Origin of the sequence: Vibrio owensii CAIM 1854 = LMG 25443, from assembly GCF_000817815.1 — a bacterium.
GTDB classification, from domain to species: Bacteria; Pseudomonadota; Gammaproteobacteria; order Enterobacterales; family Vibrionaceae; genus Vibrio; species Vibrio owensii.
Genome location: NZ_JPRD01000005.1, coordinates 1 through 24,269, shown reverse-complemented (window position 1 = coordinate 24,269; position 24,269 = coordinate 1). Strand labels below are relative to the sequence as shown.

Sequence of the window (24,269 nt, the reverse complement as noted above, 5' to 3'; positions counted from 1 at the left end):
GCTCTAATTGAGCGCCTTTTTGTTGATTTTGGATTCAAGTAAAAGAAATTTATGCTTCTTTCTTTTCCACCATGTGCAAGTGCACATCTTGTTGTGGGAATGGAATCGAAATGCCTTCACGATCGAAGCGCAGTTTCACTTCTCGGGTCACATCCCAGTAAACATCCCAGTAGTCATCCGTTTTAACCCAAGGGCGAACAATGAAGTCAACTGAAGAAGTGTTCAGTGTATGAAGCTTGATCATTGGCTCTGGAGAACGAAGTACTGAAGGGTGAGAAGTCACGATATCTGCCAATACTTCTTCTGCTTTTAGCACGTCATCTGAGTAACCAATACCAAAAACCATATCGACACGGCGAATGCGCTCATGCGTCACGTTCTTAATTACGTCTCCCCAAATCTTGCTGTTTGGCACGATGATGATTTGGTTATCGAAAGTACGGATTGTGGTGTTCACCAAGCTCATATGGCTTACCTTACCGTCTACACCACCTGCATAAACAAAGTCACCGACATCGAACGGACGGTAGATCAGTAGCATCATACCCGCAGCGAAGTTTGAGAGCGTATCTTGTAATGCGAAACCGATGATCACACCAGCAATACCGAAACCAGTCAGGATTGGAGCAAGGTTAAGGCCGATTTGAGATAGGCCAACCATGATACCGATGATCCACACGGCTTTGCCTGACATCGAGATAAAGAAGTCTTGCATCAAGTGTGACAGCTTCAAGTTCTTCGATGCCACCGTCTTGCTAACCACTTTGCGTGTTAGCTTCGCCAGTGCGCGGGCAATCAGCAGGATCAAAGCAAACACAAACAACTGGAAGATGTGCTGTGGTGCGTTTTCAGCAAACCAATCCACCATTGAGTTCGACCAATGGCTCAAGATAGACAGAATTACTTTGGTGTTCAGCAAATCATGCGTGATGCTACCCGTCACCTCAAAGATCTGACGCTTGTATTCCGATGTTTCTAGGCCAACTTTATCGCCAATGGTGATCAGATTGCGTAAGCTCTCTGTCGCGATATTTAGTCGTTGCTTCAGAATCAGTTGGCTTAGCTGCAGAGACGCTTTTTCTGACTCTGGACTAGAGGAAATTTGTGAGCCGATGATTTCGCTTTGCTGATTCAAGTACTCAATCGACGCAGACAGCAAGCGCATGCGCTTATCAACGTTGTCTTTGAATGTCGCTTCCGCATCTTCATCTTGCACACCTAGTGTTTTCAGCCAGTTAAGGTTTTGCCAGCTTGATTCGTAGCTTACGTCCAAGTACTGCTGCAATTCACGATAGCTGTTTACTAACGACAGTTTGTCTTCGTCTTTTGCAGTATTGATTTCTTCATTGAGCGTTTTGACTTTGTCATCTAGGTAAACGACCGCGCCTTCTGAATACTTCTCTTGAGTTTGAACAAGCTCAATCAGCTTCTCATGAGGAATCGACTTGTTGCTGATTGCTGTTGCAAGGCGGCTGCGCAGCTCTTCATTTTTTTGGAACAGTTGTAGTTGTAGTGCATCACGCTCATCGCCACTGGCTTGTTTCAAGCTTTCAGACAAATCGATGATGTCTTGGTTGATGTTATCAATCGCTTTTTCAGCGGCAGAAACCTTTGGTACTTCTACGACCGTTTCTGTGCTTTCTGTTGCTCGAACCACAAAGGAACTCATGGTCAAAGCAAACGCCATAAATAACACCACAAATGGTGTAAAACGCACTTTTAGGGGGGATAGTAACGTCATTTTTACCTCGTAAGAGACAATCTTGATCGGGGTGACCAAGCGCCGGAATGTAAATCCTTGAAATTAGATGCTCTAAGTTTACAACACGAATCCGCAAACCGAGCAGCATTTAGTAAATTATGCGTCAAAGTTCCTACAGCGGATCCAAATTTTCTTAATCTAAATATGGAATAGCAGTTGCCACTTCTTCTGTATTCTTCGCTCAACTCAGCACAAAGTCTGTGCGACAGCCCAAACAACGAGTCACAAAATCAACGGCTATAAAAATCTCTGCTACGTTTAATTGGCAGTCAAAACTGTCTTATGAACACCAATCACTACTGATAACAAGCACAATTGTTTCAATAAGATAAGGGATTTCACATGCCTCTTCATAAAAAATCGACCGTCCGTGGCTCTATTCTCGACGATGTGTACTCATCGAAAGATCTTTCCGTTGTTATGCCCAAGTATCGTATTCCAGATGAAGAACACTCGCCGGAACATGCTTACCAAGTGGTACACGATGAGCTGATGCTCGACGGCAACTCTCGCCAGAACCTCGCTACATTTTGCCAAACTTGGGTAGAAGAAGAAGTACACAAGTTGATGGATGAGTGCATCGACAAAAACATGATCGACAAAGATGAGTACCCCCAAACGGCTGAAATCGAATCTCGTTGTGTTCACATGTTGGCAGACCTTTGGCATGCACCAGACGCTGAAAATCCGATGGGATGTTCTACGACGGGTTCCAGTGAAGCGGCCATGCTCGGCGGTATGGCTCTGAAATGGGCATGGCGTGAAAAAATGAAGAAGCAAGGCAAGCCGACTGACCGCCCTAACCTCATTTGTGGTCCCGTTCAGGTGTGCTGGCACAAGTTCGCTCGTTATTGGGATATCGAACTGCGTGAAATTCCGATGCAAGGCGATCGCCTAATCATGACGCCAGAAGAAGTGATTAAACGCTGTGATGAAAACACCATTGGTGTCGTTCCAACTCTTGGGGTGACTTTTACATGTCAGTACGAACCTGTAAAAGCCGTGCATGAGGCTTTAGATCGACTCCAAGCGGAAACGGGGTTAGACATTCCAATCCATGTCGACGGCGCAAGTGGTGCGTTCCTCGCTCCTTTCTGTGATCCAGACTTAGAGTGGGATTTCCGTTTACCAAGAGTCAAATCAATCAACGCTTCTGGGCATAAATTTGGTCTATCGCCGCTAGGCGTTGGGTGGGTGGTTTGGCGAGATGCGGATGCGTTGCATGAAGATCTGATCTTCAACGTTAACTATCTCGGCGGGAACATGCCAACTTTTGCCCTCAACTTCTCCCGTCCTGGTGGTCAAATCGTTGCTCAGTACTACAACTTCCTTCGTCTCGGTAAAGAGGGATACCGAAAGATCCACCAAGCCTGTTACGACACTGCTCGATACCTAGCAGAAGAGGTCGAGAAGATGGGCATGTTCAAGATTATCTACGACGGGCACGGCGGGATACCTGCACTGAGTTGGTCACTCAAAGAAGACGCGAATCCGGGCTTCAACCTCTATGATCTCTCAGATCGCATTCGATCAAGAGGTTGGCAGATCGCCGCTTACGCCATGCCAGCAGAACGCGAAGATCTGGTGATCATGCGCATTTTGGTTCGCCACGGATTTAGCCGCGACATGGCCGATCTTTTGATTGCCGATTTGCAACACTGCGTCGACTTCTTTGCCAAACATCCGATTGTTAACGGCAGTGATGCAGACGAATCGAGCAACTTCAATCACGGTTAACGCTCTCACCTTACACGCAAGAGCGAGGAATATGGGTTGTACCTCGCTCTGCCACTCACTAGGTCACAGGTGACACTATGTCTTTTCTCTTTAGTTACTTGTCAGAAAACCCATTCGTTTTTCTCTTTTTATCTCTCGCCATTGGTTATCCGCTTGGCCGATTAACCTTTAAAGGCGTTAGCCTAGGTACAACCGCCGGCACGTTAGTCGTTGGTGTTGCTCTGGCGCTGACCTCCTTTTCTGTTTACGGGCTAAAAATTGAAGAACCGGGCTTGGTGTCAGACATCTTTTTGATGATGTTCATGTACGCCATCGGGATGAAAGTCGGACCGCAATTCTTCTCTGGGTTAGCACGGGGCGGCATCGACTTTGTGGTTATTGGGCTCATTGTGGTCTTTAGCAACTTCGCGATTGTGGTGATCGGCGCAAAATTAATGGGGCTAGAACCGGGCTATGCGGCTGGCATCATTTCTGGGAGCTATACTGTGACCGCCGTAATGGGCGTTGCACAATCTGCAATAAGCTCGGGAGCCTTTACTCCTCCTGAAGGCATGAGTATTGATCATGTCAGTGCCAACATCGCCGCCGGATACGCAATCAGTTATGTTCTCTCAACCGTCTTAATCATCCTATTTATTAAGTACCTTCCTTCCCTATTTGGTATCGATCCCGTTAAAGCGGGCAAAGACGCCGAAGCGGAATACTCCACTGGAGACGACAACGAAAAATTGCCAAGTACTTTTGGCTTTTCCGATGTCGGCGTACTTCCGATTGATGTGAGAGCCTACAAAGTTTCACACCAAGAGCTCGTCGGTCGTTCAGTTCAAGAGCTGTATCAGAAGTTCCCGGATGCTGCGGTACTAAAAGTGGTTCGAGGAGACCAAGTCATTGATGCTTCTGACAATCCAACACTTGAGTTAAATGATGTGATTGGCATTCGAGGGGAATATCACGTGCTGATTGCCGAAGGCGAAGCGGACATCGGTAACGAAGTCGATGAACCAAGAGCAAGAAACGTCGATATCGAAGTGGCTGATATCCACGTAGGCAAATCTGAACACGCAGGGAAAACGGTCGCACAATTGCATGCTGAAGTGGGTTTTGGCGTTTATTTCAAAGCGATATTTCGACAAGGCCACCAGCAGCCTTTATTGCCGCAAACTAAGGTCGAAGTGGGCGATGTTGTCCGCATTGCTGGCTCCCAATGGTGTGTCGAGCAAACCGCGTCCAAACTCAATAGCGTTCCGATTGTAGAGAGCACGGTCACTGAAACCTTCTACCTTGCCCTCTCCCTTCTTATTGGCTATGTCTTTGGTCATTTGAGTGTCACCGTTGCTGGCATTCCATTTGCGTTAGGGACATCAGCCGGCTGCATGCTAACGGGAATCGTCTTTTCTTTTTTGCGAACCCGTAACCCAAGCTTTGGCGGCCCGATGAGCGAAGGCGCGAGAAGCTTTTTACAAGACATAGGTCTAAACCTATTTGTCGCGGTATTGGCGGCAACCGTTGGGCCGAAAATCTTAGCGTCATTCCAAGGCATCATCGTGATTAAGATTGCACTCTTGGGTGTGACCGCAGCACTCGTACCACCCCTGTTAGCTTGGTTATACGGCTTGTATTTCCGCAAGATGAATCCTGCGATTTTAGCCGGAGCCTGCGCTGGTGGTCGCAATAGCACGCCAGCAATGAAAGGGGCTCAAGATGCCAGCCACAGTGACATGCCTGCAATTGGCTACCCTGTGCCTTATGCGCTGACCTCTGTATTAGTGTTGATATTAGGTTACATCGCTATGGTCATCAGCTAACCCATCATGCGTTAACCCGTGACAAGTTAACAAAAGAGCAGTTTTAGCGGGATGAACTATGATTGAATCGTAACAGTTCAAAACGGATAGCAGATAGCTAACACAATAATGAGTAAGGAGAAATTATGGGCTTTCTATCTTGGATTATTCTAGGTTTGATTGCAGGAGCACTGGCTAAGTGGTTGATGCCTGGCAACGACGGAGGCGGCTGGATTGCCACTATGGTGCTCGGTATTGTAGGCGCTTTCGTTGGTGGTTTCTTAGGAAGCTTTGTTGGCCTTGGCGGTGCAGACGGCGTAAACATCGGCAGTATCGTCACCGCTACTTTAGGTGCTTTCGTTATATTGTTTGTCTACAACCGTTTCTTAAAAGGTTGAGCACTTTTTACTTCATCCAATAACAAACAAGCCTTTCATATTGAAAGGCTTGTCTACGTTCGGCTATGGGCGATTTGGGTGATTCAAAATGAACAAGAATTAATTTTTGTTTTTATGAATCATGAGAGAGACCTGCAATACCAATGGGTTCATGGTTTTCTCAACAAAAAGCCCTTTCTCTAACCAAAACCTGAGAAAATCACCCCGAAATTCTCAACTTTCCCATCAAGTCGATCAAAGCAATACTCGACATTTTGTTGCTAGTCAGCGCTCTGCGATGCAAGCGAGCATTCCTCCTGTGCATCACACAGGCAGAACTCACACACAGGCAGAACTCCGCTTAAAAAACTTTTGGACAAATCTGTGCTACATGCATTGCTAAATTAGTATTTAACGGATTACTTATGGTATAGCAAAACCTCTAATGTAGTGGTCAAATTTACTTAGCCACTACACCTTGAGTGAAAGTAAACTATTCATCTATATCCTCAAAGATACTTCTCGTACCGTATTTTTCTTCAGGGGTTGTCACCGTACCAAAGGAGCGAGGGCTGATTTTAGGTTCTGGAGCGGAAGACTCAGCAATCCATTCATTAACGAACTCCAGCTCCCGTTCAATGATCTTAATTGCGTCCTCATCTTCACTAAATTTATCCTTCAGCGTGTTAAGCGACTCAATCATAGATTCCATATGCTCATCCGGATCATCAGTCTCGTTATAATTGCTCTGAACATTCACCCGCACATCTGCCAGATTAGGTAATAGGTTGCAACGAACGGTTTCCACAAGTCCATTAAATTCACTGTCAGTAAAAACACCTCTTATACCTGAGTCATCCAAAGCGTATAAGTCTTCACCTTCGATGGCATAGTTACTCACAGTTTCAACAAATTTTCTGCGATACTCTTCAGGAAGAAGGCCAAACTCATAAAGGCGGATAGCAAGACCAACTTCGGGTACTACACTTAGGTTTAAACCCGGATTAGATATACGCTGTAGGATTTCGGTGTTTTGCGCAAGATACATCTCTAAGAACTCTTTCGAGCAACGATTAGCAAGGAAGCGATAAAGTGCCCACCTAGCGCCCCACGACGATAACCATTGCACCTTGTATTTGGTACTTTGTGTGAACTCATTTAGTCTATCTATCATCATTGTGAACAATGACTTGGGAACAACTACTGCCTTTTCAATACCGACATTGCCACATGTTACCTGTGACAGTAGGTTTTCAGTTGAGCTACCACTCAAGAAAATTCCGAGTAGATCTGCGTTGAAAGATAGTGTTATCGCGTAAGCATCTCCAATCGTCGGATGCTTGAAGCGCCACTCTGGTTGGTCATCAGTATGTACTTGCGTTACAAGACTACCATTTAGTGCAGTCAATGCCTTGATACATTCCCCTAATGTACTGCCGAGGCGTTCCAATGCCGAAGGCTCAGATTCTTGTAACATGATAGGGCTTTCTAGTTGGCCTTTTCTCATATAGATTAAGCCGAGTGCGGCCTTGTCATTAACATCCAGCCCTTGGAGCACTTCAAGAAGAAGCTGTTCGCGCTTATCTACAAATTGCCCCAACTGATATTCACTTATATAGAGGTCCTTCGTAAATAAAGGCTCGGCGATTCGTCGTGCTGTTTCTGGAATGAAGCGTGAATGCGCTGCAATGTACTCAAGATACGGCTTTATCGAAGTGCGAAAAGCTGCGGGTTGTTTTCCGAGTTTCAAATGGTTGTAAAGGATCTGCTGCCTTTCAAGTTCTGATAGTTCATGAACATCGATTACAACTTGACTCTCACTGATTAGTGGAAAAGTACTTTCCTTTAGGTCTTGGCGAGCACGATTGTAGATATAATCCCTTGACGTCATAACGATCTTCACTCCTTGGCGCAACATTGCCTTAACCTGCGCTAGGGAATGGTTCCATCCGTGAACCAAAGACGACTCATACTGAGTAACACCAAAAGCATCATCAATCCAAAAGAACTGAGTGGGTTCTTCCACATTCCAATGTTCTACTACCTTGCCTGGGTCGTCTAGTTTGAGAACAGATGAGCCCCATTTATCTGCGGCCGCCATTGCTAACATCGATGCAATAGTCGTTTTACCCGCTGCTGGTTCGCCTATGAGTAATACAAATCCATGTTCATCAAGGGCATCAACCGCTTTTCGGTAGGAACCCGTAACTACAACCTTAGCCAAATCTTCTCGTAACGATTCCAGAACTGAGCGAGCCTGAGCGTAAGCTCGTTGATCCAAAATTTGACTGAGATCTCCCAAACCATATATGCGAGGGACGAGCATCCGAAGTCGTGTGTTTTCTTTGATTTGATCCTCGATCCAAGTAGAACCAAAAATCAGAATGTGTTTTACCCCGGCAGCAAGCAACTCTGATTTTATCAACGATTCTTGATTGGCAGATACCCCAGCGTTAGTCATCAAAATATAAACATCGCAAAAACCATCAGCGACTAACTTGCGAACTTTAGGTATTTCATCCGACATGCTGGACTTCGTAAGATAAAAAGAGGATCTATTTGTAAACTTGCATTGAATCACGAAATTTCCACTAAGATGCATGCTTGAGCAAGGAGCCCAACTACCAGCGAAAGCACCATCACGTCCAGCATCATTTGAGTCCAGAAAGGACTGTACAGTTTGCCCAAGCACTTCACGAGTGATTGTAAGGCAAAGCTGTTGGAAGCTATTCCATCCAAGAAGGTGTAAATCGTACATATTTATCCAAATCTATGCTGAAAACTTAAAGAGCTTAATAATCATTTTCTTTTTTTGGTGTTTAACGTTTAGTTTTGAAACACAGTGCTTTGACAAATCAGTGTTATGGTTCTGAGGCGTTGTTGGCCAAATCGGCTTGAAGATCAACGGCACCACGCTGTCACCAAAAGGCAATGAGAGTTAAGCTAATGTCCTTAAGTAAAAAGGCTCCAGAAACGAAGCCTTTAGGTATCGTTACATCTAATTCACAAAAGCAAATTCAATAATCTCTTTTAATGTTGACTTACATGCAGCATCAAGGTCGAGTTCGTTGTCTAAAAATTGTCGTGTGCGTTTCCATGAATGATAAGGTTTACTGCTAGACTTTATTGAATCTTTTTCAGCATTCCACAATACATGTTCAAACGTATCATTCACAAGAAATACGTTTTCTTCACCTGCAACTTCCGAAATTTTGGCATTGGCTCGATAAGGGTGCAAATTCCCAACTTGAACAAGTTCTTCTTCAGTTAAGCCCTTGGCATCGGTATCGTGAATAACTTTGTATCCAATACCAAGACCTTTAAGCACCTTTACAATCGCAGGAATTGTCCATTTTCCTCCCGCCGAAACAACCGTTATATCTTTATGTTTTGAGTTTTCAATTTCTAACTTGCTTACTAACTCATCGATCATTGAAAATACTGCAACCTCAGTATCACCTTCCACGACAACAACTTGTTTTGCAAATAGACTTTCACAAACGGTCGGATGGAAATCTAGTACCGCACGCAGTAGCACTTTTTCATCATATTCATCGCTTTGTTCGAACAACTCGTTTGGAAGCTGAGAAACAATTCGACTATTTCCCTCTCCCCTTTTAATTAATTTAATTGAGTCTGGCTGATTCGCTAAATCAATCAAAAATGGGGAATGCGTAGAGCATACTACCTGCCAGAGTGGGCTGTCTGATCGAGTTTGAAGCGTATTTTTTAAACGGCGCATAAGATGAGGGTGTATATATAGCTCAGGCTCTTCATATAAGACAATTGTGGTTCTTTGGGCACCTTCAACTTGTGCTTCAATTGCAGCGTTGCTTTCAAGCATAGCAAACGCCAATGCTCTTTGAACTCCGCTGCCTTGATATTGAAGACTTGTTTCTAACTCGTCATCGATAAGGAACGTCGCGGCATTCATAAACAATTTTTCGACATCAATATCACCTACGGCGAGTTTTACTTTTGTATCGAAATCCAAAATATCATTAAGAGTTTCTGAAACTGCTTTTAGAGCATCATCCAAACCATCGATTTCCGACCCATCTTCGGCTTGACCCTTTAGTTTTTGTTGTAACTTGCCCGCGATATCAATGTACTCGCTGTATGACTTATCATCTTTAACTCGAGGGAATAACTTGTTCTTGAACAAATAAGCAAATGGTGACGTTCCTGTGGTCTTTAATTCATCTTCAATTTTAAAACTAGCAGGTACATACATAACATGCGGAATCGCTTGTTGTAAGGAATTTGCAAATGCCTTTTCATGCCAGTCGGTATCTTCTGTAACATGTTCAGGATGAGATTGGATAAAGTATTGCTCAAGCTCTTCTCTTTTCTCCTTGTACAGGTCAGCAGTGTTTGCACCTCGTTCAATTAGTATTTGTTTTGCTAAATCATTTTCTCGTACTTTCGTTATCTTGGTTTCGGAAAATGGAGTGGTTTTTAGCGAGTGATGTACATAATACTTACAATTAGGTGCGTCTGCGTTCTCTTTCCAAGTGGCTTTCATACGTACAATTAACTCATCGCCATTCAACAACTTTGAAATAGCTGGCTTTGCTCGCTCCCAATCCTCTAAATCACTAAAAGTGCAGGTAATAAGCATTTCATCATCGGATTGGGTTTGGTTAGGCCAATCTTCTACCTTTGGCTTTTTGTTATCCAATACTAAGTTTAATGCCGCAAGTATCGTTGATTTACCTATGTTGTTTGGACCGACTAGCGTCGTAAAGTTACTAAGGTCGATTACCGCTTTCGAAATTCCCCTGAAGTTTCGAATTTCCACTTTTCTTATTTTCATATGACTCCCTTGGTATAAGCGCAATGTATCATACTGAAAAAAGAAGTTCTGTTTAGAGCTTTGGATCAAATAAGTAAAGCAGACTTTCCCCGTGTTACATGACGAGATATAAGAACCATCATCCCCCAAACACTAGCGAACTATGCTTACGGGGATTCACAACGAACAGTACTAGAAGAATGGATAAGTTTTAGTAGGGGAAAACTCATGAACAGGATGGGAATGAGTAAAAGGTCTATCCAATAATGGGGCACAGGCTTTTCAGAAGAAAAGCCTGTTTCAGCTCCTGTCTGTCAGCAGTCTGTTTTCTCAGACAACCTCAGAGCGTCTTCTAGCTCAACGCCGAGGTATCGAATCGTGTTATCTAGCTTCGAATGTCCAAGTAAAATCTGTACGGCCCTGATGTTTTTCGTTCTGGCATAGATTAAAGTGGCTTTAGTGCGGCGCATAGAATGAGTGCCGTAATAGTCAGCATTCAGTCCCAGTTTTGCAGCCCAGTTCCTGATAATTGAACGATAGAATGAGTAGCTGATAGGTTGCCCAAAGCGTCTGTTACTCGGGAATAGAAAACTGTTTGCCTCTAGGGATGCTGCAAAAATCCATCGGCTAATACTTTGCTGTGTTCTCGGAGTAATCTCATAGTGGACATCGGTACCAGTTTTTTGCTGGATGCACTGAACCCTTTCATAGATAACTCCTTGCGAAGAAACATCGTAAACGTGTAGTTTCAGCAAGTCACTCGCTCTTAACTTGCTATCTATAGCTAGGTTCAGTAGTGCGAGTTGCATCAGATCATTTTCAATCTCCAGCCTAGTTCTGATCCGCCAGATCTCTTCAAGCTTAAATGGCCTTTTGATGCCACTGCATTTTCCAGAAGATAGCTTTCTCATGATGACCTCCTCTCAGTGTTTTAGGTCAACATGAAGTTTGGCAGGCACATTTAGTAGGGTTTAGGAAGATCTAAAACGTCGGTGGACAGAGACGTTTCAGCAACTTTAATAAATTATGATTAGCTATAATTACCGAAAGCCGCTTAACTTGATGCCCAGTATTCATCGTGTTGAGGCTCACTTGCCACCTTTAATAACAAGTATCGCAGGTCTTCTTTTATGGATAGATAGTTCTGGAACTGCTGCTATGTCTTCCTCGGACGGTTGCGGCTCTGAAAAACCTTGGATAGAAAACCCTGCGTCTAGTAATGTGCTCACATAAGACTGGACACTGCGATGGAATTTAACGACACCATTCACAAACCAATTTTGTTCCCGTTTAGTTTCATTGAAATAATTATCCACAGGCCAATGAGACTCACCCTGAGTTTCATAAAGGCCTTTGAGTAAAGAGGTGCATATAGGATGCTCTACCGAAAAAACAAACGTTCCATCCGATTTTAAGCTGTTGAATATTTTCTTAAACACCGCACTTATGTCTTGGATGTAATGTAAACAGAGTGAAGCAACAACGACATCGAATTCCTCTTCGGGGTATGAGTAGTCCTCGATTGAGCAATGTAAAAAATCAACACTGACCGTTTTATGTACCATTGCTTCACTAAGCATTTTCTCGGAAATATCGATACCTAGATAATAACTAGCACGGTGTTTTACTGCATATTGGGAGAAGTCACCAAACCCACAGCCAATATCTAGTACCTTCTTACCCTCAAGGTTAGGTAACAAAGAACGAAGAGTTGGTTCTTCTAGATAACGATTGTAACCCGAATCATTTTTTCTTAGCGATTGATAGCCTTCGAAAAACACATCGTCATCGTAAATATTTTGCTTCATTTATTTTTATCCGATATCTATTAAGATGAGAGCTGGTAACTGCAAGACCTTATCTCAGGCTATGTCGAGAGGCAACCCCGCTCATCGCGTAAATCGCCTTAGTTAGATTGTATCGTTGGTTTGTGAAACACAATTTGGGGCAGAAACGAGTTACGTTCCCTTGCCCCATTACACTTGCGTATTACTTTATTGGTGTTACGACTGAATTTTCATCCAATAGCTCTTGTTGGAGGTCAAACACCCTAAAGCGGAGCCTCGCATTTTCAGCCTCTAACTGCTTTCGAGCTTCAACTGCATTGTTTCGTTGCACCCTGTATTTATCCTTAAGGTCATTGGCTTTTTTTAATTCGTGTTTTAGCCTGTCAAGCTCAGACAAAGGGACATCCAATTCAATATCTAAGCCCGTTGTCATAGCCTTATCACGGTTGTGGTTGTATTCATCGATCACAGGTTTAGCGTAAGCCACAAACTCTTTAAACTTATGGACATAGCTATTGCCAAGCTGGGCTTCATTATTGATCCGGTTTAACGTGAGCTTACCCATCGCCTTGACATGAATAGGCTTACCATCTAATAGTCGCTGAAACGCATTGACCAGTAACCCTTCTGCCTTGCAGGTTGCCTTATACTCTACTTTCATGACCACACTGCCTTAATCTCATCATTGAAGTTATCAAAAGGGATGCTGTGTTTAACTAGAGTTGGTTCAATAGACTGAATCTTCTTTTTTCTAGCATCTAGAATCAATTCATTGGCATAATCTTCCATATCATTGATTGCTCTAAATGAAGCAATCAAGTTATCTCGCTCTCTCGAAAACCTTTTAGCAGCTTTATCCGTCACAACCTTATGAGAGCAAGGAGCTTCGACGATATCCATCAGAGAGCATAGTCGCTCACAATCAGGGTTAGTGCAGTATCCACCTGTTGGAAGCAGTACAATAGATTTGTCTCCTGATCTCACCAAAGCAATTAATTCACTCCGAGATATAACAACTTCTTCACCTTGAGCTAACCGTTCCGCGTTATCCTTAGCTATGCGTTCTCCCTCGGTACCACTTAAGTGCTCAGATACATTATAAATATCATCCCATGCATCCACAGCTGCTTCTTCAAAGGCTTCATTGAATTCACCCATTAATTGAGAATCCATCAACAACTCATTAGTGCGCGCTAACTCAGAATAATTAGCATACCAATTGGACATATTTACATTACGGTGTTTTAGTTGATATTTAACAGTTAAAGCGTTCCCAAGTCGATTTTTCACCATAAAGACAACAAAGCTACGCCTTAAATCATGGGGAGCTAGTCGCGGTAAACCACCTCCCACCTTTAAATCTCCCGCTCGTTCAGGGTTTAAAAGGTTGAATTCTTCAACATCCTCTGCAGTTGCAATAATATTGAACTCTTTTAAATTGAGAGTGAAAACACCATCACTATCCACCTTGTACTTAAAACTCTTTTTTACTTGTAGTTTTTCGTCGCTGTATGGAATATCCACTGCGATAAAAGCGCTGCTTAGTTCTCGAAGCCTGTAGTCGTACTGGTCTTTGGTTATTAAACCAGCTTGAAAACCTTTCTTAACTCGCTCAAGTGCATAATTCCTTGTAGCCTGCGTCGCATCATAAGCTAACTCTAATGCTAATTTAGTAATAGGCGCTGTATTCCATGTTGTGAAAATTGGGTTACCATTTTTTCCCTTTGTGGTAAAACCTGATACTTTTGATATTCCAGAAGACGATAGGTCATAACTGTCCTTGTTCATGGAAAGCAACTCTTTATGTCGCGCTCCAGTGAATAATCCAACGCAGATAAAACACACTTTATGCAACTTGCCTAACCAATTACCTTTCCTGTGTACTTGAAAATCTGGTATTGCTTGAATATCAGGCCATTTACATATGCGCCTTGATACTTTCGTACCAAAAGCTTTTAATTGCGACTCAGTCATATCATCAACATGAATAAGACCTAATTTATCGAGTTCCTCATCCATCATTTGATTTTGATAGGCATAAACCTTACCCATTACTTCTGAAATCTGATGGCGATATGGATGATAAGTTTCCACAAACTGAACGACTTGCTTTAAAATAGTAGAGTGAATCGCCTCAGGGAAAGCTATAGCCTGACCTTTTTTTGAGCCTTTTTTTATCCAATTGATCCACTCCCTTTTATGAACATATCGGTTTAACAGACCAACTCTATTCAGAGTATTTATAGTCGATGCCAAAGATCGACAAAAACTTTCACTAGCATAACTCCTCAATTTCTTGGAACATTTTTTCCACTCTCGGTCACTAGATAGCAAACTAAAGTCACTGTTGCCCCAAAGCGTTGCAAGGACATTTAATTTCACTCTGTAATCAACCAGAGTACTAACTGACTCATGTTCGCCATCAGGAGAGTTTTGTTTCTGCCATTGCATTATTGCATAAAGATAGGACTGGATATTTTGGCAGTAATTGACATCGATATGACTAAAATTTATCTCAACATTATTTTGGTGCAATGAATAAAAGTTCCAATTTAAATCAAAGACATGAGAAACGCCTTCTTCATCAGAGCCAAACGTAACATAAGGGTTTTCGGTAAGCTCAGGATATCGCTGTTCTAAAATCAAAGACATTGTATTCTCCCTAAAAAAATAGGTTTGCACTGGCACGATTTTGGTAAAGAGGGTGGTAACTCCCATTTTCTATTTTGCATTTTGCTGATTCGTAATTTTTTGGCGCTTTATTTTTTAATCTGACCAAGACTTTTTTCAGTACCCCTTCCACCCAAAAATATTCTTCTTTAGGTACTGAGTTACTAACCACCATTTCTTTGAGACCTTCGATTTGCTCTAAAAATGAGAGCATCAGCCATATATCATTTTCAGACGCCACCAATTTATGTCTGTCACAGTCAAAACAACCGATAAAGTCGGTACAACGCCCAGTATCTTTCGAAAAATCAATACCAAGCTTTTTCATACGCCTAGCCTCTGCAATTAATTTCTCTGGTGTAGCTCCTGAGCATTTTATGCCACTTGGCGTGGTCATTAGAGGCTTTGACTGATTGTCACCGTTACGTAAATTCTTGTAATCATAATCCGATAAGATATCGCTGTGCATTACCTTCGCATTTTCAATAGCTTTTCCAATATCTTCGCCTTTAGATATTGCATTCAATGCTGAAAATGTAGCGTTTAAATTGTTGTCATGATCAGCCTGAACACCACTCGAGTATCTTTTTGCAACTACATTTACGGTATCATTTAGCCCTTGCGATACAAGAAACATATCTTCAGTAACTCTCATTAGCACATCTGACTTTGTAGCTCTAAAACGCTTTGTAGTGACTCTCAATCCCGTTACTTTCTCTAACTGAGCATTGATGTAGCCAATATTTGCACTATCTGCATCAAAAGTTAAAACCTCACCATAACGATTAAAGAAAGGACAAAGAGGAAGGTCACTTGAGATAGGTATACCCAATGACTGGTACATGATTTTAGACACCGTTAGCCACCCATTAATAAGCTCCTTGGTTCGCTTACTAAAACCAACAGCATTATCTAAATCTTTAAAACCTGCTCTAAATTTTTCGCCATCAAAAACAAACCGGCCATTGCCAATATTTTTAAATGCGACATCTCCATATCTAACTTGAGCAAGTACTGATTTGTTCATGCCGGTCATCATCGAGAATACAAAAAACCAGTTACGTGATGCATGATTATAAAAAGTTTGCTGGTTGAGTCGTCCGAGGGAAAGAGGACTGTCCTTTATTGTTCCAGCGACAGACCTCATACAATCCTTAAAACCTCTCTTCTGATATGAAATTTTACGTTTTGACCAACCTTTACTTTGGGCTAATTCAAGGAATAATTTCTCATCAAAAAATGGATGAATATCAAGATATTCTTTTTTTCTATAGCTGTTCGAAAGGCGAGAGCTCCCTTAATCAAAATTCGTGATAATGGTTTTAGCTCTGTTTCCACATTAAAAGCCTGCCCAGAAGAAGGGGCTAGAGCAGGGACTTCAGGTAACGTTTTTAGATCTGCTTCTCTATTCCATTGTCTTAGAAAAAACGATAAGGATAATTTAATATTGCTCGCTTTAGATATATATTGACCTTTGTTACGAAGCCTATTGAAATGCTTGAGGCAAGTCTGCATGACTTCATTATCAAATGATATTCCCTCGATATTTTTTAGCGTCGATGTATCTAAAATAATCAACTAAACCAGTAAAGTAGCTTTCTTTTGACTTACTATCAGGTAAAGGTTGTAAAGTTTCAAAAATAGTTCTAACGATATTATATCTATTAGCCAAAACCTCATTTCCAGAGGCTATTTGCTTAATCGTTGGAACGTTGACATAACACAGGCGATTAAGGTAAGAACGTTTACCATTACCACACATTAAAACCATGTCTTCATGGCTCAATGCTGTAACAGCCGCACTTTTCTTTTTTAAAGCAATTTTGGTGCGCTTACGTCCTTGGATCATAACAACCCCTCAATCTCGTCGAAAGCACCAATATAATCAAGTACGTCCTCGTAGATTTCATCGGCAGAGGGCATATCCTGTGCAATTTTCAGGTACTCCATGGTCGTCGCCCGATCTTCATGTCCTAGCAGCGCTGATACTCTATCCAATGCCTCATCGGGTGTGATTGACGGATTGCCATACTCATCCTTTTTATTTAAAAGGTGACGGAGGATATTTACAGCAAACGTTGAGCGTAAATTATGTATGGAGCCAACAATCGGTTTGTCGAGACCTTGGGTTAGGTTTGCAGTGTTACGAATTTCCACCCAGCGCCCAGTAAAGTCTTGTAGCCGTGTGAACATCGGTTTCCCAGACTGGGTAATAAACAGGTATTCCAGTTCGAGGTTAATGGCATCATCACCCTCAAAGAAATGCGTATTACCTTCCTCAACCTGCTCATTGCACCATGCTTTGAATTTCTTAAGGCGCTTTTGATACCTGTCCGACTGCGAGTAATCGTAAAGCATCTTCATCAATGTGGCGGGGATAATGGTAACGCGGCTTTTATTAGTCTCTGAGAAGCCCTCAGCCGTCTTTGTGAGTGATTGGTACTTATCACCGACACCCAAATCCATCACAGGCTTTTTAAACACCTCTTTGCCATCCTGAATCATGGTTTCAGGGTTAACAATCTGTCCTAAATGAAGGCTCGCTGCTTCCTCTCGGCGTAACCCCGTATTACGGCAAATCATTGGGTGCAGGCAAAACTCAACCGGCAGGGAGTGCAGTTTATTATTGTCACCATGGCGAACCACCCTACGAGACTTCATCAATATATTTTGTAGGATGTTCCATTCACTATTAGTAAACGGTTTTAAGTCACGGCGTAGGTTGCTGAGGTTTGTGCCGCCACTGCGAGATGATTTAGAAAACTTAATCCGCATATCCGTCGTGTGCACCTGCTTACGTTGGTAAGCTTTCATACTTGAAGTAGACGCCTCGAAGTGTATATTCACTGTCTCAAATTGGAAGGGAGGGTTATTGAAGCGAATACCTTGACGAAGACAGTGTTTATAGAAGCCAACCACACTGCTCATATATTGCCTAGCCGTTGTTTTAGCCAATACACCATCAATAGCTAGCTGCTTGATGCCATCCCGATATTGGTAGGTTAACCGCTCTTGTTTGTTGCGAGGAAAAGCACTCCATTCTGGGCGGGGGTCATCATAGAGAGGGTCAAAGTCCTCCTGATCGTATTCAGTATCCCACTCAGCTTGTTTGTCCAATACGAAGCTGAAGTAATGGGCAAGCCCCTGTGCATCAGTGCCAAGCTCAAGCACACCATCATCGATTGCTTTCGACAATAAGAACTCATTCACCATATCTAATGGTTGGTAGCTAATCAGGTTGTCTTTGTCGTCATAACCAGCGACATAGAGTAAGGGAAGTTTCTTGATGGGGATCTGATTGCCATTGGCACGGTAGGTAACCTGGGGTTCGCCATTCTCATCAATGGATACCAATGGTTTCTCGTAAACGAAGTGAGGGATAGGTGAAATCTCTACCTCTTTTCGTATGACATTTTTCTGAATTTCATCGTTATCTGACATACTAAACCTCATGCTGTACATACAACCAATATATACAGCATTCTCAACTTTTAAAGTTAATTGTGAGGTTTTAGTCTATCAGGTAAGTTTTGAATGTGGTCTTCCCAGTCCACCACATCGATTTCGTACACCACTTTGTTTCGTACACTTTCTCCTGCTGCGTGCATGGCAGACTTAGAGCCAGTGATTAATGGGTGCCACTCTGGCAGTGGTTGGTTTTCTGCCAACAAGCGGTATGCACAAGTGTGTGGCAGCCACGTAAAATCATCAATATCTTCACGCGTTAGCTTGGTGCACTCTTCGCCTGAAGTGAAACGGTTCGGGTAGTCTTTGCACGAACATGTTTTGCTGTTCAGCCAACTACACGCCACGTTGGTGTAGTAGATTTCGTCCGTATCTTCATCCATTAGCTTGTGCAGACAACATTTGCCACACCCATCACAGAGAGATTCCCATTCTTCTTCTGTCATGTTCTCTAACGATTTACTTTGCCAAAATGGAGTGCTCATACGCTTACTACTTATTTCTTGAATGGGAATGAATTGGGTGCGTTTTATACCCCTCTGACAACAAAAGTTCAAGTTTTGCCGAATTCCACCCCGTAATACGAACTATTATCAACGTTTGTCCTGTTTCATCAGCAAGGGCGATCAACATTGATATTTTTACTAATAGTGATTCCTATCCTATGGTTTTAGCTCATAGTGTGAATAAAGGAATCAATATTATGAAACTCGCAATGATCACCATTATCTCTCTTGTTTCGTTCGGAGCTGCGGCGAGTACCGATGCAGAACTTTGTCAGCAATACGGCAAGGATATCGCCTCTAATGTTCAAGAAGGTCAAGCAACGTTTCTAACGGAAATGACCGCTCGTACCGAGGCTGGAACGTGGGGTTTAAGCATGCAAGAGTGCAACCGTTATATACAACAGGCTAAACGCGATCAGAATTTTGAAGTCGCCGATTTACTTAATGATGAGTAAAAAGGGTTAAGTTTGTTGGTGTGAATTCACGCACGCCTCTTCCAATCTGGCGAGAAATGTCCATAATGCCCCCTTCATTTTTGCGAGGGCTTTTAGATGGATTGTCGATTAGGTTGTGGGGCGTGCTGTATTGCACCGAGTATCTCTTCCCCTATTCCGGGCATGCCAAACGGCAAACCAGCAGGTGAACGTTGCATTCAACTGAATGACGATAACCTGTGCAAACTGTTCGGAAAACCAGAACGCCCAAAAGTTTGCCACGATTTCAAACCGTGTCCGATCGTGTGTGGCAAAACTAATCAGGAAGCTTTGAACAACATTACCGAGCTCGAACAGCTCACTTAATCGTTACCCAATTCCCTTAGGTAAAGGTAAATCGTATCACGCGAGATACCTAGGTGGTTTGCCACCATCAATACCGCATCTTTGTATTTAAAAATCCCCAAACCTTGTAAGCGTGTCACCAACTCTCGGTTGCGTTTGGAAGGAGTGATTGCCTCATTCGTCCATACTTCTGACTGAACGGTTTCGATCGTACTAATGATGGTTTCGTCGATGTTGCGTGCAAACGTTTCTGGCGAGCTCGCTCCCGTACAGCATGGGTTCTGCTGCTGCGGTAAGATTGAACGCAAGAAGTCCTGCATCGGCACATCCATATCCACGTTGATACAAAGTAGACCGATAGGCTTATTTTTTGGGTTACGAACGATGGTGGTGATTGAGTGCAAGGTCTTTCCGCTCGCGGTTTTAGTCAGATACGAGTCTGACACGTCCTTGCCCTCAAGTAGCTTCATTCTTGCTAAGTTGGTAATTGGAGCGCCTTCTCCACGTTCAGTAACATGGCCATTGGCAATTTTGATGATTTCTGGTGCTTCTGCATCAAGACTGTGAAGAACGACTTCAGTATGTTCACCGTACATACGAGCAATGCCATCGACGACGTTCTTCATCGAATTCAAAATATCTAAATCACTTTTGGTGAGTTTCTTAAGCTGCAATTTACTTCCCTTAGCAAAAACTTTGAGGCTAGGCCGACATGATATCGATAATAGATTTGTCAGTATACGGCATACCAAGTCTAACCATAGAGCCTACGTTTCTTATAGTTTGTTCGACTTCGTCGCCTACTATACCTTGATTCTTCACACTGTGGTTACCCATCGCCATCAAATATGAGCGCACCGCCGTAGTTGAAGAAGTGCAGACTTTCATCGCACATGAGGATTTTGCGCCATCGCACACCATGCCCGAACTATCACTGATAACGTTTTGAATCGCATAGCATGATTGCTCAAACGTGCCACCCGCTAGGTACACCAATGCCATAGATGCGGCCGCACTGGTTACTGTGTTACCGCAGAAAGCTGACAGAGGTGGGTAGTAAGACTTGATGTATATCGCGCCTAAGTGACTCATGATCAGAGCTCGTGCTAAGTGCTCTTCATCACTTTGGAAAGCTTCCGCTGCGATAACCACAGGCACGGTAGCCGCAATGCCTTGGTTACCACTGCCAAAATTACTCATAGCTGGTAAGGTTGCTCCGCCCATGCGCGCATCTGATGCAGCAGACGTCATCATTTGGATTCTGCTCATCAGATCATTGCCAAGCAAACCCTGTTCGATATTGCCTTTTAATGTGCGGCCGATTTCTAAACCGTAACCTCGGTCGATACCCTCTTGCGCTAAGGAAGAGTTGAGTTCCGCTGCTTGCAGAATGAATTTGATGTCATCAAATGGCGCTTGAAGGGCAAAGTCATAAATCTGCTTAATAGAGATATCAACCCCTTCGCATACTGATCCTGTCGCGACTCGCTGCTGCAAAGGGGCATCGAACGTCACCGCTCCATTGTGAGTGATCTGGATAATATTAGTGTGTCCACCACTGATGGTCACCGAGACGGAATCTTCTCCAGCGCTCATGGTGACACTGCAAAAGATAAATTCTTGTGTATCAATGCGAGCAACACTGACTCGCTCTTCATCAATAAGTTGCTGGGCAGCAGTCACATCGTCTTGATTAATTTTAGCGAGTACTTCCAGTTCTGCGTTTGGGTCTCCCGCTAATGCGCCAACTGACGCCGCGATCTTAAGGCCAATTTTCCCAGTGCCGGGAACGTAAACCCCCATTGAGTTTTTAAATAAGTTATCTGAGACACGTACTTCAATCATGTCCGGGGTTTGGCATCCAAGCTCACGCTTTGCAACTGCTGCCGCATATGCAGCAGCAATGGGTTCTGTACATCCGAGGGCAGGTTTTACAACTTGCTTAATGATTTGGATATATTGGTTCCATTGCTGATTCATGCTTCTTCTCCGTATTACTTTTTACTAGCAATCGCTTCAACTTCAATCAAAACACCTAGCGGAAGATCTTTCACCGCAAAGCAGCTTCGTGCTGGGCAATCTTTTTGGAAAAACTCTGCATACACTTTGTTGAATTCCGCAAAGTCGCTGATGTTTGCCAAATAACACGTCGTTTTTAGAACCGTATCTAAACTGCCGTTACCTGCTTCAAGCACATGTTTTAAGTTCGTTAGAGATTGATGACTTTGAGCAGTAATCCCTCCCTCTACTACTTTACCTGTCGCGCTATCAACTGGGAGCTGGCCAGAAGTAAAAATCAAATCCCCGTAAGTGGTACCGTGTGAATACGGGCCAATTGCGGCAGGAGCGTGCTCTGAAGCGATCAATTCTTTCATGTTAATCCTCACATAGTTTTTAGTTTTAGTCGTAAAACTCAGCTTTCGCTTTCGTTTCAAAGCTATTCTTTCAACTATATGTGAGCAAAACAACCACTCCAGATCACACAAATCGATCTAAATTCAGATTTTATTGAGTATTTTTGCCGAGATCTCAAATTTATCTGAATTTTCCACAAAAAAATTGTTGTTAATCTTTTTCTCAAATAGATTTGAGAAAAATTCATACTAACAAAGAGAAAACGACAATGAGCGTTACTGTACCTACACAAACTCTTCCAATAACTAAAGAACCACCTCACGTTAAAGCCGGAATGACAGCCACAGAATGGAAAGCGGCGACTAAGTTTGATAGCACTGACTGGGGCTGTTGTCGGAAAACCCGTTGTATGGTCTAGCATTGGTTTGCGCTTTGGTAGCAATCGCATCTCGTGGCGAAAAGATCTTATTTAAAGTCAGTACGGGCTTAGTGCTAATTAAGCTCTGTACCGTTGCCCTGTTGGGTTTCATGATGGTAGAAAAGTGGGATTTAGCTAATGTTGGTACGGTACCAACGGCTGGTGCTGGCCTAAAAGATGCGATTGAACTGCTGCCGTTCACTCTCACTTCTATCTTGTTTATTCAAAGCTTGAGTCCGATGGTGATCTCTTACCGTTCGAAAGAAAAGTCTATTGAAGTTGCCCGTTTTAAAGCGATGCGTGCTATGAATATTGCTTTTGGCATTTTATTTGTGACTGTGTTTTTCTACGCGATTTCTTTCACATTGGCGATGTCTCATGAACAAGCAGTCCGTGCAGCAAACGAGAACATCTCTGCGCTAGCGATGGTAGCACAAGGCATGGACGGCACGACGCTTAAACTGCTTAGCCTGATGTTGAACATCTTTTCTGTAATGACAGCATTCTTTGGTGTTTACCTAGGCTTCCGTGATTCTTGCCAAGGCCTTGCGATGTTGGCATTGAAAAAAGTGATGCCTGAAGAGCAAATCAACAAAGATCTCGTGACGAAAGGTATCATTCTGTTCGCTATTTTGATGGCATGGGGCGCTATCGTACTCAACCTACCAGTTTTGAGCTTCACTTCGGTTTGTAGCCCTATCTTTGGTTTGATTGGCTGTTTGATTCCTGCTTACTTGGTGTATCAAGTGCCTTCTCTACATAAATACAAAGGTGCTTCACTATACCTAATCATCGCGACAGGCATCTTGTTGTGTATCTCACCATTTATTGCTTTTAGCTAACGCTTCCTCTCGCCTCGGTTATCAAACTCTATAACGATAGCTGAGGTTTTCCTTTCAACTCATCCACCTACCCTCTCCTTACTCATTTCGTTTCATGTATGAGACAGAAACGCTCATATCTGGCATTTTGGTTAATTTCCGTGCTTCAACTCACACTTTTCTGACAATTCTCTACTATGTTCAGCGGGTAATCTAAATCCGCAATAGGAAACAATATGAATAAATACATGGCAGAGGCTTTTGGTACTTTTTGGTTAGTGCTTGGTGGTTGTGGTAGTGCAGTGTTAGCGGCTGGCTTCCCTGATGTCGGCATTGGCCTGTTGGGCGTTTCTTTGGCGTTCGGTCTTACCGTACTTACAATGGCATTTGCTATTGGCCATATCTCAGGTTGTCACCTAAACCCAGCAGTAACTATCGGTCTATGGGCTGGTGGTCGTTTCGAGACTAAAGACGTAGTGCCTTACATCATCGCTCAAGTGATTGGTGGTGTTATTGCGGGTGGCGTACTTTACGTAATCGCAACCGGTCAAGCAGGTTTTGACGTGGTTGGTTCTGGCTTTGCCGCGAACGGTTACGGCGCGCATTCTCCTGGCCAATATTCAATGGTTGCAGCTTTAGTGACTGAAGTTGTCATGACGATGATGTTCCTAATCGTGATCATGGGTGCAACAGACAAACGTGCACCGCAAGGCTTCGCACCTATCGCTATCGGTCTATGTTTGACACTGATTCACCTAATCAGCATTCCTGTGACAAACACATCGGTTAACCCAGCGCGTAGTACTGGTGTTGCGGTATTTGTTGGCGACTGGGCGGTTTCTCAGCTTTGGCTATTCTGGGTAGCACCAATCGTTGGTGGTATTCTAGGTGCACTTATCTACAAGAACCTTCTGGGTACAGAATCAAACGATTAATCGATTCTCGAACCTCACGATCAAAAAAGCCGCTGAACTCAGCGGCTTTTTTATTAAATCTGTACCGTCCTAAATAAG

18 protein-coding genes and 2 pseudogenes are annotated in these 24,269 nt (G+C 43.2%); 7 read left to right on the top strand and 13 right to left on the bottom strand.

Going from position 1 to position 24,269, the window contains the following annotated elements; all coding sequences use genetic code 11:
- Positions 1–49: 49 nt before the first annotated feature.
- Entirely contained in the window at positions 50–1,741 is a 1,692-nt protein-coding gene (locus H735_RS01575) for a mechanosensitive ion channel domain-containing protein (RefSeq protein WP_005439768.1), read from the bottom strand.
- A gap of 363 nt (positions 1,742–2,104) precedes the next feature.
- On the opposite strand from H735_RS01575, the gene gad reads away from it, so the two are divergent.
- From gad to H735_RS01560, 3 genes are all read left to right on the top strand, one after another.
- Positions 2,105–3,499 (top strand): glutamate decarboxylase, encoded by a 1,395-nt coding sequence (gad, locus tag H735_RS01570; protein WP_009707323.1) that lies wholly within the window; start codon positions 2,105–2,107, stop codon positions 3,497–3,499.
- A gap of 77 nt (positions 3,500–3,576) precedes the next feature.
- Positions 3,577–5,304: an aspartate:alanine exchanger family transporter gene (locus tag H735_RS01565; protein WP_020195702.1), complete on the top strand. Its 1,728-nt coding sequence runs from the start codon at positions 3,577–3,579 to the stop codon at positions 5,302–5,304.
- 125 nt (positions 5,305–5,429) lie between these two features.
- A complete protein-coding gene (locus H735_RS01560) occupies positions 5,430–5,681 on the top strand; it encodes a GlsB/YeaQ/YmgE family stress response membrane protein (protein WP_005439775.1) in 252 nt (83 codons plus the stop codon).
- Between the two features lie 472 nt (positions 5,682–6,153).
- Here H735_RS01560 and H735_RS01555 read toward each other — a convergent pair whose 3' ends face one another.
- The 9 genes and pseudogenes from H735_RS01555 to H735_RS01515 form a co-directional block, all read right to left on the bottom strand.
- Positions 6,154–8,187 (bottom strand): nSTAND3 domain-containing NTPase, encoded by a 2,034-nt coding sequence (locus H735_RS01555; RefSeq protein ID WP_202905990.1) that lies wholly within the window; start codon positions 8,185–8,187, stop codon positions 6,154–6,156.
- Positions 8,188–8,658: 471 nt separating this feature from the next.
- Positions 8,659–10,476 (bottom strand): ATP-dependent nuclease, encoded by a 1,818-nt coding sequence (locus H735_RS01550; RefSeq protein WP_020195705.1) that lies wholly within the window; start codon positions 10,474–10,476, stop codon positions 8,659–8,661.
- A gap of 293 nt (positions 10,477–10,769) precedes the next feature.
- The gene (locus H735_RS01545; RefSeq protein ID WP_020195706.1) at positions 10,770–11,366 is read right to left on the bottom strand and encodes a tyrosine-type recombinase/integrase; all 597 of its coding nucleotides are present in this window, start codon (positions 11,364–11,366) and stop codon (positions 10,770–10,772) included.
- Positions 11,367–11,543: 177 nt separating this feature from the next.
- The gene (locus tag H735_RS01540) at positions 11,544–12,263 is read right to left on the bottom strand and encodes a class I SAM-dependent methyltransferase (protein WP_020195707.1); all 720 of its coding nucleotides are present in this window, start codon (positions 12,261–12,263) and stop codon (positions 11,544–11,546) included.
- Positions 12,264–12,444: 181 nt separating this feature from the next.
- Positions 12,445–12,903, bottom strand: a complete 459-nt coding sequence (locus H735_RS01535; RefSeq protein ID WP_019283094.1) for a hypothetical protein — start codon at positions 12,901–12,903, stop codon at positions 12,445–12,447.
- On the bottom strand, positions 12,900–14,894 hold the full coding sequence (locus H735_RS01530; RefSeq protein WP_020195708.1) for a hypothetical protein: 1,995 nt from the start codon (positions 14,892–14,894) through the stop codon (positions 12,900–12,902). Before H735_RS01530 ends, H735_RS01535 begins: the two co-directional genes overlap by 4 nt.
- A 10-nt stretch (positions 14,895–14,904) precedes the next feature.
- Positions 14,905–16,761, bottom strand: a pseudogene (locus H735_RS01525) (hypothetical protein).
- Positions 16,758–18,353: a tyrosine-type recombinase/integrase gene (locus tag H735_RS01520; RefSeq protein ID WP_020195709.1), complete on the bottom strand. Its 1,596-nt coding sequence runs from the start codon at positions 18,351–18,353 to the stop codon at positions 16,758–16,760. Before H735_RS01520 ends, H735_RS01525 begins: the two are co-directional and overlap by 4 nt.
- Positions 18,354–18,409: 56 nt before the next feature.
- On the bottom strand, positions 18,410–18,862 hold the full coding sequence (locus H735_RS01515; protein ID WP_020195710.1) for a YcgN family cysteine cluster protein: 453 nt from the start codon (positions 18,860–18,862) through the stop codon (positions 18,410–18,412).
- Between the two features lie 218 nt (positions 18,863–19,080).
- On the opposite strand from H735_RS01515, the gene H735_RS01510 reads away from it, so the two are divergent.
- Both H735_RS01510 and H735_RS01505 read left to right on the top strand, forming a co-directional pair.
- Positions 19,081–19,338 (top strand): hypothetical protein, encoded by a 258-nt coding sequence (locus H735_RS01510; protein WP_009707326.1) that lies wholly within the window; start codon positions 19,081–19,083, stop codon positions 19,336–19,338.
- A 96-nt stretch (positions 19,339–19,434) separates the two neighbouring features.
- Complete coding sequence (locus H735_RS01505; RefSeq protein WP_027726651.1) at positions 19,435–19,683, top strand: YkgJ family cysteine cluster protein; 249 nt, start codon at positions 19,435–19,437, stop codon at positions 19,681–19,683.
- Here the strand turns inward: H735_RS01505 and H735_RS01500 are convergent.
- Genes H735_RS01500 through H735_RS01490 form a run of 3 tightly spaced genes read right to left on the bottom strand, consistent with a single transcriptional unit; the run spans position 19,680 to position 22,037 of the window.
- Positions 19,680–20,336, bottom strand: coding sequence for a helix-turn-helix transcriptional regulator (locus tag H735_RS01500; RefSeq protein ID WP_009707329.1), 657 nt, complete (start codon positions 20,334–20,336; stop codon positions 19,680–19,682). The genes H735_RS01505 and H735_RS01500 overlap by 4 nt on opposite strands.
- A 28-nt stretch (positions 20,337–20,364) precedes the next feature.
- Positions 20,365–21,642: an L-cysteine desulfidase family protein gene (locus tag H735_RS01495; protein WP_020195712.1), complete on the bottom strand. Its 1,278-nt coding sequence runs from the start codon at positions 21,640–21,642 to the stop codon at positions 20,365–20,367.
- A 14-nt stretch (positions 21,643–21,656) separates the two neighbouring features.
- Positions 21,657–22,037 carry a RidA family protein gene (locus tag H735_RS01490; RefSeq protein WP_005432926.1) on the bottom strand — a complete coding sequence of 127 codons (381 nt, stop codon included), beginning with the start codon at positions 22,035–22,037 and terminating at the stop codon, positions 21,657–21,659.
- Between the two features lie 364 nt (positions 22,038–22,401).
- Here H735_RS01490 and H735_RS01485 point away from each other — a divergent pair.
- Both H735_RS01485 and aqpZ read left to right on the top strand, forming a co-directional pair.
- A pseudogene (locus H735_RS01485) lies at positions 22,402–23,277 on the top strand (amino acid permease); the annotation flags it as partial.
- Positions 23,278–23,492: 215 nt separating this feature from the next.
- A complete protein-coding gene (aqpZ, locus tag H735_RS01480) occupies positions 23,493–24,191 on the top strand; it encodes an aquaporin Z (protein WP_020195714.1) in 699 nt (232 codons plus the stop codon).
- Positions 24,192–24,269: the final 78 nt, after the last annotated feature.